Origin of the sequence: Paenibacillus sp. KN14-4R (genome assembly GCF_052180255.1) — a bacterium.
Taxonomy (GTDB): Bacteria; Bacillota; Bacilli; order Paenibacillales; family NBRC-103111; genus Paenibacillus_AM.
On record NZ_CP197466.1, the window covers coordinates 206,250 to 224,163 of the forward strand.

Below are 17,914 nucleotides of genomic sequence, written 5' to 3' on the forward strand. Positions count from 1 at the left end.
TCTCATTTGGTATTTACCTATGGGGCAGCTCTTTTGTATTTCGGATGAAGATCCAAGACTCATTTTACATAATCTGCTATAATTGATTTAGAGGTGGAGAAACGTGAATTATGGTCATCGCTCGTTTGAATCGTCTATTGGCGGACAATTACTTTTACCTAAATACGTTTATCATGGTACAACAAGCGGCGTTCTGCCCGCGATGCGCAGCAAGCTGCTCAATCAGCAGTACTGGCGAAAGACGGATCGTGATTTTGGAGCAGCCTTTTATACAACAATAAGTTTCCGTCAAGCTGCGGAGTGGGCGATACGGCAAGAGATGTACCAGATCGGTGCAGTAGGTTGTGTCGTTAAAATTCTGATCGATACCACATTGCTTCCGCCTGAAATGATGGGGCTTGTGTTTGTGGGAGAATCTAATGAAGAATGGATTCGTTTTATTGTCGATCATCGGTATGATTGTGATGAAGCGGGGAATGATCCATGTGGTAAGGCACATCCTGCGCTTATCATTGGCCCAATGGCAGATAATAAAATCGATATCGTTCGAGCTGAATTTGCTAAAAATGAATTACAAATTAATAATAAATATAATTGGTTTTACCAACAGATGACTCGTGAATATACTGATCATAGAAGATTGGATGCAATGGAGCTGGGTAACCAGTTAGCTTTTTGCGATGAAGCAATAAATGACGCCCTCACGTTGGAGTCTTTTTTTCAATATGATGGCAAGCGGAAGGAGTGGATCGAATATGGCACATCGGAAGCTGACACCATTTGAAGAAACGATACGTCAGGCGTTAATTGATCATCATTGCGATGAAGCAAAAGCGAAGCGTATTATTCAAACGTATTTGCCGGTGATACGCAGGATAGATGATCGACATGAGAGTGCACGTGTGTTAGCGCAGCGATATATGCGGGCGGCAGAACAGGGAGTACGAGTGGAAGATTGGCTGAACCATATTGAGGCGTCAGCAGCTAAGTATGGGGAGACGGCCTATACACCAGCTAAACCAGTAAAGCGCACGAGTAAATCCCGTAAAGTGACCCGTACAACGCGTGTTCGCAACAAAGCAGAGCTTAGCGCATTAGCTGGGAATGCGCCTGTTGCAGAAACGAAGAGCAAGCGCGCATTGTCGTAAAATAATGAAAAGCCACTTCTGCGATCTTTCGCTGAAAGTGGCTTTATTTGTAGATTTAAGAGGCTAAGATTTGTGTCAATTGCTCTTGGAACGCTGCAGCACCTACACGTGTGTAAAATTGATTGAAAGTTTCTTCCTCACTGCGATTGTCTTTATAGAAAAGAATCAACTTCGCAAGTACAGGTCCTACCTGATCGCCGATTACACGACCCTTAAGCACTTGGTTGAACTGAGCATCAGGACCCAGGATACCACCAACAGCAATGTCGAACGCATCGACCATACCTTCTGGTGTTTTGACGAGTGCGCCTTGCAGGCCAATATCTGCAATATGCTTCTGACCACATGCATTCGGACAGCCCACGAAGTGAATGCGAACTTCCTCATCTAACTCTACGTGCTCATCCAAGTATTCTGCTACCTTTACAGCGCGAACCTTCGTCTCGACAACTGCAAGGTTACAAAATTCATTGCCCGTGCATGAAACCGTACGACTCATAAAATGCTTCGGAAACGGTGTTAAACGCTCTAATACAGGTTCACGCAGGGCCTCTTCAACCCGATCATTCGGGATATCGGACAAAATAATATTTTGCGACATCGTGGTACGAATGACGCCTTGACCATACGCATCAGCGATGCGAGCTAGCTCGATAAACTCTGTTCCACTTAGACGTCCTACTGGGACATTGAGCCCAATATAGGATAGGCCTTCCTGCAATTGGGGATGTACCCCGTCAAAATAGGCGGCTTTCCAGCCTTCTGTCTTATCTTCACCACGTGCTGGCATGTCACCTATTAATTCGATCAATTTCTCAAGGAATTTCTCAGGACCCCAATCAGCTACTAGAAATTTGAGCCGTGCATGGTGGCGTTTCTCTCGGTAGCCATAATCACGGAAAATCGTTGTAACACCGACTGCGACTTTGAGGACTTCTTCCGGACGAACGAACAGATCAAGCTGCTTCGCGAGATGGGGTTTTGCTGACAAACCGCCGCCTACCCATACATGGAAACCGAGCGTGTCCACGCCATCGATCACTTTAATAGCAGGCGTATAAGCCAAACAGTTAATTTCGGCATGTGCAGAGTTAAATGTGCTGGAGGAAATCGACATTTTATATTTACGCGGGAGGTTTGAAAAATCACGATTTAGCAAGAAGAAGTCATTCACCTCTTCGACAATCGCTGTCGTATCGAGTAATTCATCGGGATCAATACCAGCTAGGGGGTTACCAACAATCGTCCGCGGGCAATCGCCGCATGCTTCGTAGGAATACAAGCCAACCTCTTCTAATCGTTTGAAAATGTCAGGCAGCTGTTCGACTGTCAGCCAGTGGAATTGAATCGCTTGGCGAGTCGTCACATCCACTAAGTTACGGCCATAGTCTTGTGCAATGGCTGCAAGAGCACGGACTTGAGCAGTCGTCATAATACCAGAATTAATACGTACACGCATCATGAAGTATCCGTTACCTTTGGGTTTTTGTTCATAAACCCCAGCCCACTTAAAACGGTTTAAATCGTCCTCAGGGATAGAGGCATAGCCCTCAAGTGCATATTTCTCAATAATGGTGCGAATGACATCAAGGCCATCCTTTTCAAGCTTCACGAACTCCATTTTATTTAACTTGGACGTATCTTGCGCCCAGATTGGGGTTTCACCCATCTGTAATTCCTCCTCCAGCAATGACCAAATTTATAAATTCCGATAGAAATAGTAAGAATATGCTACCCACATACTAACATACCGCTCATTCCTCCGTAAATTGATTTTTCAAAAAATAGGCATAAGGATTTCTTAATGAAAGGATATAAAAAAAGTTATAAATCTAGTGTGAAAAGTGCGAATAATCGTGACAAACTTGTTACACCATGTATAAATGTATTGCATCCATGGAAATATCAAGATAACATAGGGTTAAAAGCTGGAAAAGTATGTGGTTGCATTGATGAAGGGGAGGAATTACCAATGTTTTTAGCAGCAGAAGAGGCGGTCAAAAGTACATTCAGCTACTTTGATCCATTCGTACTTGTTTTGACAGTGCTTATTGCTTTGGGTTTTATTCGATTAGTAATGGAACCTAAGAAAAACAAGTTTGCAATCGGCTTTGCGTTCGTTAGCTTGCTAGTATTCGGGTTCATGGATGTTATTATGATTAAAGGCTGGTAAGCTACATAAATAAGCAAGTAACATACGAAAACCCTTGGGAACTTCTCCTAAGGGTTTTTTTGTGACTAAAATGAAAAATCCCCGTGGCTAAATGCCAAGGGGAGAAAATTTATAAGTGCTGGTTGAAGTTTTATCGTCATACTTTTTCATTTTGAGTTGCAATTGTTTGGCTGATAAATGTGGGACACCTGCATTAATACGTGTGATTAGTGTAGATCCGGTCTTATTAATACCTTCGTCAACCGTACAAAATAGCTTAATTCCGAGTTCCTTACCGATTGAGATGGTATCCTCACTATATTCGCCATAGGGAAAAGCGAGAATGGATCGCTTATTTCCAACTTCTTTGGCTAAAAGCTCTTCTGCTTTCGATAAATCGGCTTTAATACGTGAACGATATTCTTCTCTTGTCTCGAGCCGTTTGAGATCACGTTTGTATGCGGGACTTGCAAGAGCACCAAACTTTGTTCCGATCGTGTCGATGTCGATTTTATGGTGATGATCGTAAGTGTGACTGTAGAAGCTCAATCCTCTACTTCGCATTTCTCGAATTTGATTCCATGTGAGATGGGGGATAATTTTAGGATTGTAGATATCCGTTGACTTTACAATAACGAAATTGGTCGCTGTTGTGTTATATTTCTGCAAGATTGGATAGGCATTCTGATAAAAGTCTTCATACCCATCATCAAATGTAAGAACGACAGCGTTATCGGGAATCGGTTTTTTCTTTGTGATGAAATCCTCGAATTGTTCAATTGGAATGATGTTATATCCTTGTTCGTAAAGCATCTTTAGATGACTTTCGAAATCGGCGGATGACAACGCAAATGGTTGGCCGGAATCTTTGATTTCGTGGTACATCAAGACAATCGCCTGGTTACGATAATGGACTTTACGTAAAGGTTTGTTTCTCTTCTGCTTAATGGTTTCACTAAATGAAACATTTGTAGCCAAGGTAGACGGATTAATATCTACTGGCGGTGGTGAGGATACCGTTTGTTTTGTCTGGCAAGCAACCCCGATTGTGATGATCATGGTTAGCAGCAAGGGTACTACTAGTTTACGCAAGTTTCTCATCTCCCCTACTCCATGGAGTCTATGAACCAGTCATCATGATTTCTAGGATATAACGAATTGTACGAACAGACCCATTTTTTAGAATATTTGGTGAGTAAATTTTATCATATCAATCGCAGATTCGCACTATATTTCTACCAATTTTTTGACCCGAAAGTACCCGAGTAAGCAGGGCGGAAAGCTCATCAAGTGCAACTTCGTTGGCGATTGTTTTGAGAGCGGTATGAGGCTTCCAATTACTTGCTAGTTGTTTCCAAATTTCGGCTCGGAGTGGATAAGGGCATTGAACGGAATCGATGCCAAGCAAGGATACCCCTCTTAGGATAAAAGGATATACGCCAAGGCTGGCGAGCGAGGCGCCGCCAGCGAGCCCGCTTGCCGCGACGGCGCCGCCATAGCGCGTCGTCTTTAGTACGTTGGCGAGGATTTCACCGCCAACGGGATCGACCGCGGCAGCCCAGCGCTCACGCGCAAGGGCGCCAGGAATCGGCCGCGCGATTTCTTCGCGCGGGATAACCGCTTGCGCGCCAAGTTCGCGCAAGTAATCATGGGCCGTCCCGGCGGCTTTGCCGGTGACGGCAGCGACTTCGTAGCCGAGCCCTGCGAGCAGGGCAATGGCTACGGAGCCTACGCCCCCGGTGGCACCCGTCACAAGGACGGGGCCATTCTCGGGGGCGATGCCGTGCTGCAGGAGGCGATGCACAGAGAGCGCGGCGGTGAAGCCCGCCGTGCCTAGCACCATCGCCTCCTGCAGCGTTAAACCGCTGGGGAGGGGAACGACCCACCCAGCGGGTACACGCGCCACTTCGGCATAGCCGCCGAAGTGGGAGACACCGAGGCCGTACCCGGTGACGAGCACAGGGTCGCCTTCGCAGAAGCGATTATCCCGTGAGTCGATTACGATACCGGCAAGATCGATGCCGGGAATCATCGGATACGAGCGGATAATGCCGCCATCTGCGATACCGGCAAGGCCATCTTTATAGTTAATGCTAGAATAGAAGACGCGAATCGTGACGTCTCCTTCAGGCAGGTCGGATAGGGGGAGATCTTTCAAGTTTAGTGAAATATCGGAATCATTTTTATCAACGACAAGTGCGCGAAATGTTTGGTTCATTGGACAATCTTCCCTTCTAGGTTTTAATGGTTGTAAATACGTGAAATACTTCACAAAAAGTATAACAAAATCCAATTATATTTTCATATATGGATGCTTGGTCTGTGATAGAATGAGAAGGTCGTGTTTATCGACAATGATCGCGTGTCCGCAAAAAATGGACATACTAGATTTAGCCAAGTAAGGTTTAACGAAAGGAAACGAAAACAAATGTCTGAAGCAATGACCATAAATAAACATGATATTGAATTACTTGCACCTGCAGGTGATTGGGATTGTATGCGAGCTGCTGTCGCCAATGGCGCGAATGCAGTCTTTTTTGGAGTAGAGAAATTCAATGCTCGCGCACGCGCGAATAATTTTAAGATGGACGAGCTGCCGGAAATCATGGCGTTCTTACATCTATATGGGGTTAAGGGCTTTCTAACGTTCAACATTCTTGTATTTGAGGATGAACTTAGAGATGCACAGGAGTTAATCGAAGCTTGTATCGATGCGGGCGTGGATGCCGTTATTGTTCAAGATCTAGGTGTTGTCAAAATGATTCGTGAGCTTTCACCGGACTTCCCGATTCATGGCTCCACACAAATGACGATTACGTCGCCCGAGGCTGTTGAATTTACAAAACCTTGGGATATCGAACGAGTCGTCTTGGGTCGGGAGAACAACTTGAAACAGATCAAGGCGATCGGTGATCAAGCGCGTCTGCCGATGGAAGTATTCGTTCATGGGGCACTATGCGTTTCCTATTCGGGACAATGCTTAACTTCAGAGATGTGGGGCGGCAGATCGGCGAACCGTGGGGAGTGTGCCCAAGCTTGTCGTTTGCCTTATGATCTTATGGTCGATGGCGTGCATCAACCGATGGGTGATGTGACATATTTGTTGTCACCGAAAGATTTAGCAGCAGTTGGACTTGTACCGGAGCTAATCGAAGCAGGTGTGACTTCCTTCAAAATTGAAGGTCGGATGAAAACACCTGAATACGTAGCGAACGTTGTAAGCAAATATCGCAAAGCGATTGATTTATATTTTGAAGGATCGGATGAAAGACCATCTAAGGAAGACGTTCGTGAGCTTCAGCAGAGTTTCTCACGCGGATTTACGAACGGATTTTTGACAGGAACGAATAACAAGCAGCTTGTCGATGGGACATTCCCAAAAAGCCGAGGTGTGTACCTCGGTCGTGTCAGCAAAATTTTGAACGATGCAGTCGTATTGGAGCTTGAAGCACCACTTAAGCGTGGCGATGGTATCGTATTCGATGCCGGGGATCCGACGAAAAAAGAAGAAGGCGGACGGGTGTACGATGTACGTCGCAACGGCATAAAGCTCGAAGAAGAAGCACAAGACGGTGTCGTGGAGCTTGTACCAGGACGTAACAATGTGAATCTAAACCGTGTGCACGTGGGTGATAAAGTTTGGAAAACGAATGATCCTGCCTTAGATAAGCGTCTGCGTGCGACGTTCGAACGTGGTGGCCCATTCCGCATTTCGCCTGTGCATATCAAAGTGCGTGGTAAGCTGGGCGAGCCGCTTCAAACGTGGTGGACAGATATAGAGACAGGCTATACGGTAAGTGTGGACTCAGAGCTCATGTTAGAAGCAGCACAGAAGCGTCCAATGAATGATGAATTGTTTATGGAACAGTTAGGCCGCCTTGGCGGTACGGTGTATGAATTGGAAAGCTTGGATGCTGAGCTAGAAGGTGATCTAATTGTTCCAATGCGCGAGCTGAATGCATTGCGCCGTACTGCGGTGGAAATGCTCGAGGACGCACGCCAGGTGCCGCGTGAGTATGTGAAGAACTCTCATGGAAGCGAACCTTATCAAGTATACGCCGATGCGGCGAAGTCCGAACAACAACCGAACTTGCTGCATAATCGTGCGGCTGCAAAACTAACAGCATTATGCCGTAACATCGATCAGGTGCATGCCGCGCTTGCTGCAGATATTGATCTGGTTTATGCAGACTTCGAATTTATTAAGCAGTTCCCTGCTGCGGTAGAAGCTGCACGTGCTGCTGGTAAGCGAATTGCCCTTGCAACACCACGTATTCATATGCCTGGTGAAACAGGGTATTTCAATAACATTTTGAAGTTAAAGCCGGATGCAGTACTTGTTCGTAATACAGGTGCACTGTACTACTTTATGAAATATAGTGCGGAGCACCCTGAAGTGAAGATGCCAGAACTAATCGGAGACTTCTCGCTGAATGTGGCAAACCATAAGACGGCTTCGTTATTCTTGCAGACGGGCTTATCCAAGTTCACACCGTCCTATGACCTTAACATTCAACAGATGGTGTACTTGCTGCAGCGCTGTGAGACAGCGAAGGCGGAAGTCGTTATCCACCAACATATGCCGATGTTCCATACCGAGCACTGCGTATATTGTACGTTCCTAAGTGAAGGTACCGATTATACAAACTGTGGGCGTCCTTGTGAAGAGCAGCGTGTTTCCTTGCAGGATCGCATTGGAATGTCTCACCCGGTTCGTGTGGATGAAGGCTGTCGTAATACGGTCTATAATGCGGTAGATCAATCTGGAGCGGAATATATCAACTACTTCATGGAGCTTGGTGTATCTTCTTACCGTGTTGAATTTTTGGAGGAGACGCCTGATAAAGTGAGTGAAGTACTTGATCTATATGTTCGTGCTATTGCTGGTGAAATTACAGGTAATCAGGTATGGAAGTCGCTGAAGGCGACTAATCAGTTGGGCGTTACGCGAGGACAGCTTGTGAAGTGGGGCCGCGTGGATACAATGGAATAAGATGTAAATGAGTCGTCTGGGCTTCCCAGGCGGCTTTTTTGTTTAAAAAATAATATTTAGCAAATCAAACGTAACTAGCTAAACTTTCTTAAGGGGAATACCGACATAGTACATAAGTTTCAGGCAATAAAATGAAAACACAACCGAAGAGATCGTACAGAATACTCACGAATGAGGGGAAACTATGAAAAAGAGAAGCTTAGTTGTAAAGGCAATCATTGTGATGTGTTTATTGTTTTTGTTACTTGAATCTGCATTGACGACAATATCTTATTATCGTTCAATTGATGAGCAGGAGAAGCAAATGCTAGATATGGAATGGACTTTGCATAACTTATTGACGAGCGAGTCTGATACGATTGAAAATGTGAAGAAACTTTTGAAAGCGGGTACAACGAATAGTCTGCAGGCTGATCCCAATGTTAAGCTGCTGCAGGGGCAATTAGATAGTATGAAAAATAATAAACAGATTCATTATAGTTATTTATTAATGCCTGAAGTTGAGATAAAAGGGGATAAAAAGAGCACCAGACTTATTCTAGCGAATAAGGAATTATATAATTCAAATACGTCACCTGGCTCTGTAAGTGAGGAGGAAGGGGTGTTTGCGGAAGCAATTGATCGTATGGGCAAGGAAGGGTATGCCCTATCTAAGCCTTATACAGATGAAGACGGGAAATGGGTTAGTGTACTAAGTGAAATTAAGAATGATAAGGGGGAAAAAGTAGCGATTTTCGGCATTGATTTCAATTATACGGAAATTGAGATCAAACAGAGGGATTTATTGCTTAATTTGGCATTAACGGGACTGGCGCTTGTTGCTGCATTTGTCGGGGTGACGATCGTACTGTTACGCAAAATCCTTCGCCCAATTGGTAAGCTTTCTGATCTTACGATGTTAGCTGCGGAAGGTGATCTTTCGGTACATATCCCGATTAAGAGTCAGGATGAAGTAGGTAGATTAGCGGGTAATTTTAACGCCATGATGGAAAGTATCCGTCGTCTTGTTCAGAATGTGAAGACAACTTCTGAGCAAGTCACGACTTCTTCGGATGCGCTTCTCATGAGCTCGGAGCAAACGACAAAAGCGACAACCGAAATTGCATCGGCTATTCAAGAGGTGGCTTCAGGATCAGAGATGCAGATGCAAGCCTCGGAGGAAAGCAAGATCGCTATGTCAGAAATGGCACTCGGTACACAACGCATAGCCGAATCCTCCTCTCGCTTGTCTGACTATGCGAAGGAAGTATCTGATGATGCAGTACGTGGTAATCAAGTGATTATTCATTCGGTGTCGCAGATGGAGCTCATTCACTCCTCAGTATCTGAATCGGTAGGAATCTTGGAAGATTTAAATCGTCGTTCTTTAGAGATTGGAAGTATCGTAACGATTATTTCAGATATATCCAAACAGACGAATCTGCTTGCACTTAACGCAGCAATTGAAGCATCGCGAGTTGGAGAACATGGTCGTGGATTTGCAGTAGTTGCGAATGAGGTGCGGAAGCTAGCTGAGCTATCTCGTGATTCCTCTGAGAAAATTGGGGATCTGTTAGGTTCTATTGTTGGTGATGTGAAGCGGGTATCGACTGCGATGGAAGCGAGTATGGAGCAAGTGACAACTGGGAAGAAAGCAGTTAACATGGCGGGTAAAACTTTCGACGATATCGTTATATCTCTTCACAGTGTTCATGAGCAGGTGCAGGAAGTGTCTGCGGCTGCTGAACAAATGTCGGCAGGAAGTGAGCAAGTTGCAGCCTCCCTTGATGAATTGTCGACCATTGCTCGTGGTGCATCGATGAATTCACAAAGCGTTGCTGCTTCCTCCGAGGAACAGATGGCAATGATGGAAGAGATATCGAGTTCGGCAACACTGCTACGTGAAATGGTGTCTCATTTAGAGAAGGAGATCGGTAGATTCCGACTCGAATCATAAGTTGATTTCTTAAGCATCGATTTTAGTAGGCTAACAGGTGTATGATAAGTTATAGGAAGTGAATAACACGGCATACATCGGAGATGAGCCGCTAATTCGTACGGAGGCATCAATGACATTTTCCGGTTATGCAGCATTCCAAGTAGAATTTCTTGAAGATCGTTCGATATCGAACGGTCTTTTTTTAGTGTGCCACGCATGGCGATTAACTAGGTGGTGAAAGTCCACTGTAGGGGTTTGTAGTTACCAACCACTAGCCAATAGCAAGGGTGTCCATAGTTGGATTCTCCTTTTACAAATGGAAGGGGAAAACAAGGATCAGAATTCACCCGAAGTCCATCGCAAAGATGAAAGCTAGAGTAAAGGAGCTTACATCAAGGGATGGGAAATGAAACTCGAATCCCAGTCCTCTCCAAAGCCCTCGGAAACAACACCCTCTCCTACCCGATTGGAAAATAATATTTAGCAAATCAAACGTAACTAGCTAAACTTTCTTAAGGGGAATACCGAAATAGTACATAAGTTTCAGGCAATAAACTGAAAACACATACTAAAAGATCTTACACAATTTTTACGAATGAGGGGAAATTATGAAAAAGAGAAGTTTAGTTTTAAAGGCAATCATTGTGATTTGTTTATTGTTTTTGTTACTTGGATCTGCATTAACCACAATATCCTATTATCGTTCGATTGAAGAGAAGAGAGATCAAATGTTGGATATGGAATGGACGTTGCATAACTTATTGGTGGAAGAGTCTGTTGTGATTGAAAATGTGAAGAAACTTTTGATTGCGGGTACGACCAATAGTCTTCAAACTGATCCAAATGTTAAGCTGCTGCAGGCGCAATTAAATAGTATGAAAAATAATGAAAAGATTCATAACAGTTATTTATATATGCCAGATGTTGAATCAAAAGGGGATAAAAAGAGCGTTAGACTTATCCTAGCGAATAAGGAATTATATGATTCAAATACGTCACCTGGCTCTGTAAGTGAGGAGGAAGGGGTGTTTGCGGAAGCAATTAATAATATGGCGAAAGAGGGGTATGCCCTATCTAAGCCTTATACAGATGAATACGGGAAATGGATTAGTGTACTAAGTGAACTTAAGAATGATAAAGGTGAAAAAGTAGCGATTTTCGGCGTTGATTTCAATTATACGGACATTGACACCAAACAGAGGGATTTATTGCTTAATTTGGCATTAACGGGACTGGCGCTTGTTGCTGCATTTGTCGGGGTTACGATCGTACTGCTGCGTAAAATCCTCCGACCAATTGGTCAACTTTCTGATCTTACGATGTTAGCTGCGGAAGGTGATCTTTCGGTACATATTCCAATTAAGAGTCAGGATGAAGTAGGTAGATTAGCGGGTAATTTTAACGGCATGATGGAAAGTATCCGTCGTCTTGTTCAGAATGTGAAGACAACTTCTGAGCAAGTCACGACTTCTTCGGATGCACTTCTCATGAGTTCGGAGCAAACGACAAAAGCGACAACCGAAATTGCATCGGCTATTCAAGAGGTGGCTTCAGGATCAGAGATGCAGATGCAAGCCTCGGAGGAAAGCAAGATCGCTATGTCAGAAATGGCACTAGGAACACAGCGCATAGCCGAATCCTCTTCTCGCTTGTCTGACTATGCGAAGGAAGTATCTGATGATGCAGTACGTGGTAATCAAGTGATCATTCATTCGGTGTCTCAGATGGAGCTCATTCATTCCACCGTATCTGAATCGGTAGGAATCTTGGAAGATTTAAATCGTCGTTCTTTAGAGATTGGAAGTATCGTAACGATTATTTCAGATATATCCAAACAGACGAATCTTCTTGCACTTAACGCAGCAATTGAAGCATCGCGAGTTGGGGAACATGGTCGTGGATTTGCGGTAGTAGCGAATGAGGTGCGGAAGCTAGCTGAGCTGTCTCGTGATTCCTCTGAGAAAATTGGGGATCTGTTAGGTTCTATTGTTGGTGATGTGAAGCGGGTATCAACTGCGATGGAGGCGAGCATGGAGCAAGTGACAACCGGGAAGGAAGCAGTCAACATGGCGGGTAAAACATTCGACGATATCGTTATATCTCTTCACAGTGTTCATGAGCAGGTCCAGGAAGTGTCTGCGGCGGCTGAACAAATGTCGGCAGGAAGTGAGCAAGTTGCAGCCTCCCTTGATGAATTGTCGACCATTGCTCGTGGTGCATCGATGAATTCACAAAGCGTTGCTGCTTCATCCGAGGAACAGATGGCAATGATGGAAGAGATATCGAGTTCGGCTACACTGTTGCGTGAAATGGTGTCTCATTTAGAGAAGGAGATCGGTAGATTCCGTCTGAAATCCTAAACTATCACTTGAAACTGCATTTAAAAAGCATTTCGGAGGCGTAGATATGACGATTTTTAGTGGACAAGACGTGAGTACGATTCGAGCATTTTCATCAGAAATGGACCAGACGGGTGTTGTGCCCCTGCAGGTTTTGGAAGTTATATATGAACAGGGGCTGTTTAAGCTGTTTGTTCCACGTGATTTGGGCGGCTCCATGACACCGATGCCAGAAGCCATTCGTATTTTTGAGCAAGCATCATGGATTGATGGTACATTTGGTTGGCTTATCACAATCGGCGCAGGTGGGGGCTTCTTCACAGCAACGATGAATCCAGATGTATCTCGGCAGTTATATTCAAGTCCCGAAGCAGTCGTTGCTGGAAGTGGTCATCCATCTGGGACGGCTATAAAGGTCAATGGCGGTTACATCGTGAACGGCCAATGGAGATTTTGCAGTGGCTCGACACATGCGACTTTGTTTACAGCAAATAGTTGGATGACAAGCGTTGATCCCGTGGAACCTCCGGTCATGCGATCATTTACGTTCCTACCTGATCAAGTGAAGATTATACCGGACTGGCGGGCGTTTGGTCTTCGTGCGACATCCAGTCATTCTATAGAAGTTGTGGATGCTTTTGTACCGGAAAATATGACATTTGATATTATGAGCAAGCCTTATTATGAGGAGTCGATTTTCCAATATCCATTCAAACAGTTCGCGGAAGGATCGTTTGCCGCTGTGTCGATCGGTCTTGGCAGACATTTCCTTGAGGAAGCGCGAATAATCGTAAGCCGTCATGAGGATAAATGGGCACATACGAACCGTTATGCATTTGTCATGGGTCAGATCGATCAAGTCGAGCAGAAGCTATCAAGTGCAATTGCTGATTTCTACTCGCATATTGAGGATTCATGGAATAAGCATGTGAGCGGAGAGCCGCTGACGGATGAGTATTGTGAGCAAGTGAGTAAGGTATGTAAGCGAGTCGTTAGAGTGGCTGTTCAAAGTGCAGAGGCGATTTTTGCATACTTAGGCATTCATGCGGTAATGGAGGATACCTTGATTAACCGAATCTGGCGGGATTTGCATACGGCTTCGCAGCATGCAATGTTGATTGAGTACGAGTAGACGGTTTCCGATTATACAGCATTCCAAGTAAAATTTCTTGAAGATCGTTCGATATCGAACGGTCTTTTTTATTATTAAAATGGAAAAATATGATATAATTTGATGTATTATACTCCCTGTCATTTTTTATGAAATGAGGAATTCCGATGTCCACGGTCTCCTATATGGCCCTTGCATTATTCATATTTCTACTGTATCGAAGCTACCAAGCTTACCAAGGAAAGAAGAAGGCAGGAGAAATTTTATTAAGCGGAAGTAGTAATGGAGGATATTATTTTTTGGGTATATATCCATTTCCTCTAATCTGGGTCATGTCTACGGAGAGAGAATGGAGTTACCTTATAATCGGGTGTCTAATTATGATTGCGGCCGGATATATATCTGGTGTATATCTTGGAGAATCGGGACTGAAAATTAATGGAAGGTTTATTGCGAAAGATCAAATCCTTCATTATCGGATTATAGAAGGTACTGTTAATGAGGTCGAATTCCAAGTACGAGGGAAGGACGATTTTCGGGTAAAGTTTACGAAGAAAACCAGTAGTAGCGGGCTCGAAACGGTGTTAAATCAGTTTTTGCATGGAGACACGTCTACTGCAGGAAGTTAAATATTTGAATTTATCCCATGCATCTCATCTTGTTTAGTTGTTTAGGAAATGAGGAATGATAATGTCTCTTCTCATATTTATAGGAATTGCATGTCCAGTGATACTGCTATTTAGATGTTTCCAATCGTATCAAGCCAAGAAAGAAGTCGGAGATATTTTGCTGAAAGGATATAGAAAAGGCGTGTATGATGTCATCATTTCTTTTCTAAATTTCGTTACCTTTTTTACTATTTTTGAATACGGCTGGCAATATTCTTTCATGCTCTTTTTACTCATAACAGCTGCGTTAGAGTATATCTCGAGAGCCTATCTAGGTGAATCGGGTCTGAAAATCAATGGGAAATTCATCGAAAAAGATCAAATCCTTCGGTATCGTGTCGTAGAAGGCTCCCTAAATGAGGTTGAATTCATCATCGCAGGAAAAGATGACGTTCGCGTTACTTTTACAAAGAAAACGTATAGTGGCGGGCTTGAAACGGTATTGCATCAGTTTTTGTATAACTGACTCCAATTACAACAAAAGGCCACCGTTGTGCCGCATGATGCGTACAACGGTGGCTTATTTTTGTGCAAAAATGGCTTAGGAAGTCGGAACTTTAATTTCGCCACTAATAATTTTAGCTTTGAATTCTTCTACTTTTTTCAAGACATCTGCAGGAACGTTCTTCGAGGAAGTTTCAGCTAATCCAACACCGTTTTCTTTCAGACCGAGTGTTGTTACTTTTCCGCCTTGGAATTTACCATCCATCACATTTTTAGAAATGCGAAGAACAGCATCGTCTACACGTTTCACCATGGAAGTTAAGGTTACATCATCACCAAACTCCAAGGATTGGTCCATATCCACACCGATTACCCATGCTGTTTTACCTTGCTTCATACGGTTTTTCGCTTCGTTAAATATGCCGTTACCTGTTTCGCTTGATGCGTGGAAAATAATATCGACGCCGCTATTGTACATGCTCGCCGCTGCTGCTTTACCGAAGTCTGGTTTATCGAATGCACCTGTATAGTTCGTGGTAATTTTTGCTTCTGGATTTGCAGCCGCAACCCCAGCTTTAAAGCCGGCTTCGAAACGCTTAATCACAGGAAGCTCAATTCCACCGATAAATCCCACTTTATTCGTCTTGGTCATTGATCCTGCCACAACCCCAGCAAGGAATGAACCTTCATGTTCAGCAAAAAGAACGGATTCAACGTTCGGCAAGTCGACGATGTTATCGATCATCGCAAGCTTTGCATCTGGATTTTTCTGTGCAGTCTCTTTTACCGCATCACTTAGAGCTTGTCCAATGCCCCAAGTCAAATCGTATTTACCCTTTACGAACTGGCTTAAGTTCGGAATGTAGTCTGCATTGCTCTTACTCTCCAAGTATTTAATAGAAGCTCCAGTTTCTTTTTGAAGAGTCGTTAGGCCTGCCCATGCACTTTGGTTAAAAGATTTGTCGTTTACGCCACCGACATTGGTTACCATACCTACTTTAGCTTCGGACTTCGGAGCCCCAGTTGCTGGTGCGGGTGACGTTTCTGTACTCTTTTTGCCGCCGCAGCCTGTAAGAATGACGGAGCAGATTAACATTGCAATACCTGTACGTCCCATCCATTTTTTTGTCTGTTTGTTCATTGATGTCTCTCCTTTTATGCAAATCGTTCATTAGTATACACTATTTATTAAAATGAGACACCCGTGCTATTTATATACATTTTATTCAAAATATTCACTTCATTTAATTTGCACACGGAAAGGTTGTTCGATGAACTTAGGATAATACTCAATTCTGAATGTTAATGGGCCATTATAGTCTCGATTAGGGATCTGGAATTCATTGATTATTTTCTCATTTGAGTGACTACCCTCCGAGTATGCACTCTTAGATCCAATCTCTGTTTTTTGACCAGTTGTTTCAACGAATCCGCCTGAAGTCACATGAAATACATTTGTTTGCTTTGCATTGATATTTGATAAGGCGAGCTCTACATCAATCTTGTCGCCATTAGGGACGAACTTCTGCAGTCGAATGCGATCATCTGGACGTTTAATGATTTCCTTTTTGATCGGATCAATGACAAGGTCCAATTGATTGCGGTCAAGCGCAGCAGTTAAGCTCCCTTCTATAAATAATTGTTTGGGCATGGTGAAATAGTTGCTCTCAAAAAGATACGTTTTTTGATCACCATAACCAATGGATCCTGTATTTTTTAACGCTTCACCATTTTCATTTACGATCCGTAAATCGCGTAGATCAAAGATTTGCTTCGTATTGTTAGGATCACAACTGATGTCGAGTTTCAGACGTGTTGGATACATCGTTGCCTCTTCAATTGTGAACTTCTGATCATCTATAGAAATCGCTTGGTGGATCGGAAATGTATGTTTTAATCCCAGGAACTTGGACGAGTCGATCGTAAATGGAATAGTCCATTCGGTGCCTCGATCCTTAAATGGTAAATGAAATACAACTTGATTAGGGAAAGGCACAGGGCTTTTGCTATATTCCAATTGGAGTATGCTGTGGAATTGCTTCCTATTTTCTTTATCTATTTTATATTCACCGAAGTTAAACATTACGGGCTGATTATTTGGATCACCTTCAAAAGCTATATTCGGCCAATTGGGGAAATTGGCATTAATTCTTTCCTCTGGAAAAGTTACAGAATAGAACACATTCATACGTACTTCATCCACAATAATGCCGTCCACTGTAACTTTGACCCCATCATGTTCATCAGACAATCCAATAGGCTGCATAAAATCATTTTCCAATGCGAGACTTAAGCCTCTATCACCGTTGATCATTTTTACAATTGCATCCAATCCAGGAATTTGTGTCACCCATGCGGCGAAAGAAGACGATATCCGCACGGTTGTAACAAATGTAATAACGAGCAGAGTACAAGCTGCGGCCGACCACAACCGAGCATGGAAAAGTTTTCGTTGCTTTTTTGCTTGTTTCACCCCTAATTCAATATGAAGATCAAGAGCAGGCGGCATCGGAATCTGGTTGTACTGACTTCGAATTTCTCGAAAAACCTCATGTTCTTGCTGCGTTTCACACATTGGATTCACCCTCTTTTCCCATAATTGAGCGTAGTTCGACTAGTGCCTTGTGTAAATGAGTTTTGATCGTTCCTTCTGGACAATCGAGTAATTTCGCTATTTGAGTAATTGTCAAATCTTCTAAGTATTTAAGAATAATAATCTGCTTCGATTGCGGAATTAGGCGATCAATTGCAATATGTAAGTCAATGGTGTGATGTGGATCGAATTGTAGGCTTGCTGCAACTGAAAGATTTTCTTGAAGAAAAGGCTGACTTAGAGAAGAACGATTGCGACGATTGAGTTCATCCATGCAGACATTAAGCAGGATACGCGTGACCCATGTTCGGAACATCTGAGGTTCTCGCAGCTTGCGAATCCCTTTATAAGCACGGTAAGTCGTCTCTTGTAATACCTCTAGTGCGTCATGCTCGTTCTTTAAATGAACATAAGCGATGCGGTATAGCATCATTTTGACACTGTCCATCAGCTCGGCGAATGCCAGATCATCCCTTCTGCACGCTCGTTCGACAACAGCTATTGTTGGTTCATCCACTGGGCGACCTCCTTGGATCTCATTCCTTTTT

The 17,914-nt window shown here is 43.6% G+C and carries 15 protein-coding genes; 9 read left to right on the forward strand and 6 right to left on the reverse strand.

What is annotated here, in order from left to right; genetic code table 11:
- Positions 1-103: 103 nt before the first annotated feature.
- Together ACSBOP_RS00975 and ACSBOP_RS00980 are read left to right on the forward strand one after the other, a co-directional pair.
- Entirely contained in the window at positions 104-784 is a 681-nt protein-coding gene (locus ACSBOP_RS00975; protein ID WP_442602667.1) for a DUF3990 domain-containing protein, read from the forward strand.
- Positions 756-1,148, forward strand: coding sequence for a hypothetical protein (locus ACSBOP_RS00980; RefSeq protein ID WP_442602668.1), 393 nt, complete (start codon positions 756-758; stop codon positions 1,146-1,148). The genes ACSBOP_RS00975 and ACSBOP_RS00980 overlap by 29 nt, the downstream gene beginning before the upstream one ends.
- Before the next feature lie 55 nt (positions 1,149-1,203).
- Here the strand turns inward: ACSBOP_RS00980 and ACSBOP_RS00985 are convergent, their stop codons facing one another.
- A complete protein-coding gene (locus tag ACSBOP_RS00985; protein ID WP_442602669.1) occupies positions 1,204-2,817 on the reverse strand; it encodes a nitrite/sulfite reductase in 1,614 nt (537 codons plus the stop codon).
- Between the two features lie 303 nt (positions 2,818-3,120).
- Between ACSBOP_RS00985 and ACSBOP_RS00990 the strand changes: the two genes are divergently transcribed.
- Positions 3,121-3,321, forward strand: a complete 201-nt coding sequence (locus ACSBOP_RS00990) for a DUF2759 family protein (RefSeq protein ID WP_442602670.1) — start codon at positions 3,121-3,123, stop codon at positions 3,319-3,321.
- Positions 3,322-3,408: 87 nt separating this feature from the next.
- Here the strand turns inward: ACSBOP_RS00990 and ACSBOP_RS00995 are convergent, their stop codons facing one another.
- Together ACSBOP_RS00995 and ACSBOP_RS01000 are read right to left on the reverse strand one after the other, a co-directional pair.
- On the reverse strand, positions 3,409-4,392 hold the full coding sequence (locus ACSBOP_RS00995) for a polysaccharide deacetylase family protein (RefSeq protein WP_442602671.1): 984 nt from the start codon (positions 4,390-4,392) through the stop codon (positions 3,409-3,411).
- 118 nt (positions 4,393-4,510) lie between these two features.
- Complete coding sequence (locus tag ACSBOP_RS01000) at positions 4,511-5,518, reverse strand: oxidoreductase (protein WP_442602672.1); 1,008 nt, start codon at positions 5,516-5,518, stop codon at positions 4,511-4,513.
- A 210-nt stretch (positions 5,519-5,728) separates the two neighbouring features.
- Here ACSBOP_RS01000 and ACSBOP_RS01005 point away from each other — a divergent pair, with 210 nt between their 5' ends.
- The 6 genes from ACSBOP_RS01005 to ACSBOP_RS01030 all read left to right on the forward strand — a co-directional run bounded on the left by ACSBOP_RS01005 (position 5,729) and on the right by ACSBOP_RS01030 (position 14,795).
- Positions 5,729-8,293 (forward strand): DUF3656 domain-containing U32 family peptidase, encoded by a 2,565-nt coding sequence (locus tag ACSBOP_RS01005; protein ID WP_442602673.1) that lies wholly within the window; start codon positions 5,729-5,731, stop codon positions 8,291-8,293.
- Positions 8,294-8,477: 184 nt separating this feature from the next.
- Positions 8,478-10,229 (forward strand): methyl-accepting chemotaxis protein, encoded by a 1,752-nt coding sequence (locus ACSBOP_RS01010; RefSeq protein ID WP_442602674.1) that lies wholly within the window; start codon positions 8,478-8,480, stop codon positions 10,227-10,229.
- 590 nt (positions 10,230-10,819) lie between these two features.
- Positions 10,820-12,571: a methyl-accepting chemotaxis protein gene (locus ACSBOP_RS01015; RefSeq protein WP_442602675.1), complete on the forward strand. Its 1,752-nt coding sequence runs from the start codon at positions 10,820-10,822 to the stop codon at positions 12,569-12,571.
- Positions 12,572-12,617: 46 nt separating this feature from the next.
- The gene (locus ACSBOP_RS01020) at positions 12,618-13,682 is read left to right on the forward strand and encodes an acyl-CoA dehydrogenase (RefSeq protein WP_442602676.1); all 1,065 of its coding nucleotides are present in this window, start codon (positions 12,618-12,620) and stop codon (positions 13,680-13,682) included.
- Between the two features lie 146 nt (positions 13,683-13,828).
- Positions 13,829-14,290, forward strand: a complete 462-nt coding sequence (locus tag ACSBOP_RS01025) for a hypothetical protein (RefSeq protein ID WP_442602677.1) — start codon at positions 13,829-13,831, stop codon at positions 14,288-14,290.
- 61 nt (positions 14,291-14,351) lie between these two features.
- Positions 14,352-14,795, forward strand: a complete 444-nt coding sequence (locus tag ACSBOP_RS01030; RefSeq protein ID WP_442602678.1) for a hypothetical protein — start codon at positions 14,352-14,354, stop codon at positions 14,793-14,795.
- Between the two features lie 75 nt (positions 14,796-14,870).
- On the opposite strand, the gene ACSBOP_RS01035 is transcribed toward ACSBOP_RS01030, so the two are convergent.
- From ACSBOP_RS01035 to ACSBOP_RS01045, 3 genes are all read right to left on the reverse strand, one after another.
- Positions 14,871-15,914, reverse strand: a complete 1,044-nt coding sequence (locus ACSBOP_RS01035) for a BMP family lipoprotein (protein ID WP_442602679.1) — start codon at positions 15,912-15,914, stop codon at positions 14,871-14,873.
- A 99-nt stretch (positions 15,915-16,013) separates the two neighbouring features.
- Entirely contained in the window at positions 16,014-17,348 is a 1,335-nt protein-coding gene (locus ACSBOP_RS01040; protein ID WP_442602680.1) for a DUF4179 domain-containing protein, read from the reverse strand.
- The gene (locus ACSBOP_RS01045) at positions 17,341-17,883 is read right to left on the reverse strand and encodes a sigma-70 family RNA polymerase sigma factor (protein WP_442602681.1); all 543 of its coding nucleotides are present in this window, start codon (positions 17,881-17,883) and stop codon (positions 17,341-17,343) included. The genes ACSBOP_RS01040 and ACSBOP_RS01045 overlap by 8 nt, the downstream gene beginning before the upstream one ends.
- Between the last annotated feature and the right edge of the window lie 31 nt (positions 17,884-17,914).

Bases quoted from the DNA above. Each gene is read 5' to 3' on its own strand.
- ACSBOP_RS00990 (WP_442602670.1), top strand. From the start codon at position 3,121: ATGTTTTTAGCAGCAGAAGAGGCGGTCAAAAGTACATTCAGCTACTTT.
- ACSBOP_RS01035 (WP_442602679.1), bottom strand. From the start codon at position 15,914: ATGAACAAACAGACAAAAAAATGGATGGGACGTACAGGTATTGCAATG.
- ACSBOP_RS00985 (WP_442602669.1), bottom strand. From the start codon at position 2,817: ATGGGTGAAACCCCAATCTGGGCGCAAGATACGTCCAAGTTAAATAAA.
- ACSBOP_RS01020 (WP_442602676.1), top strand. From the start codon at position 12,618: ATGACGATTTTTAGTGGACAAGACGTGAGTACGATTCGAGCATTTTCA.
- ACSBOP_RS01040 (WP_442602680.1), bottom strand. From the start codon at position 17,348: ATGTGTGAAACGCAGCAAGAACATGAGGTTTTTCGAGAAATTCGAAGT.
- ACSBOP_RS00980 (WP_442602668.1), top strand. From the start codon at position 756: ATGGCACATCGGAAGCTGACACCATTTGAAGAAACGATACGTCAGGCG.
- ACSBOP_RS01000 (WP_442602672.1), bottom strand. From the start codon at position 5,518: ATGAACCAAACATTTCGCGCACTTGTCGTTGATAAAAATGATTCCGAT.
- ACSBOP_RS01030 (WP_442602678.1), top strand. From the start codon at position 14,352: ATGTCTCTTCTCATATTTATAGGAATTGCATGTCCAGTGATACTGCTA.
- ACSBOP_RS01025 (WP_442602677.1), top strand. From the start codon at position 13,829: ATGTCCACGGTCTCCTATATGGCCCTTGCATTATTCATATTTCTACTG.
- ACSBOP_RS01010 (WP_442602674.1), top strand. From the start codon at position 8,478: ATGAAAAAGAGAAGCTTAGTTGTAAAGGCAATCATTGTGATGTGTTTA.
- ACSBOP_RS01015 (WP_442602675.1), top strand. From the start codon at position 10,820: ATGAAAAAGAGAAGTTTAGTTTTAAAGGCAATCATTGTGATTTGTTTA.
- ACSBOP_RS01005 (WP_442602673.1), top strand. From the start codon at position 5,729: ATGTCTGAAGCAATGACCATAAATAAACATGATATTGAATTACTTGCA.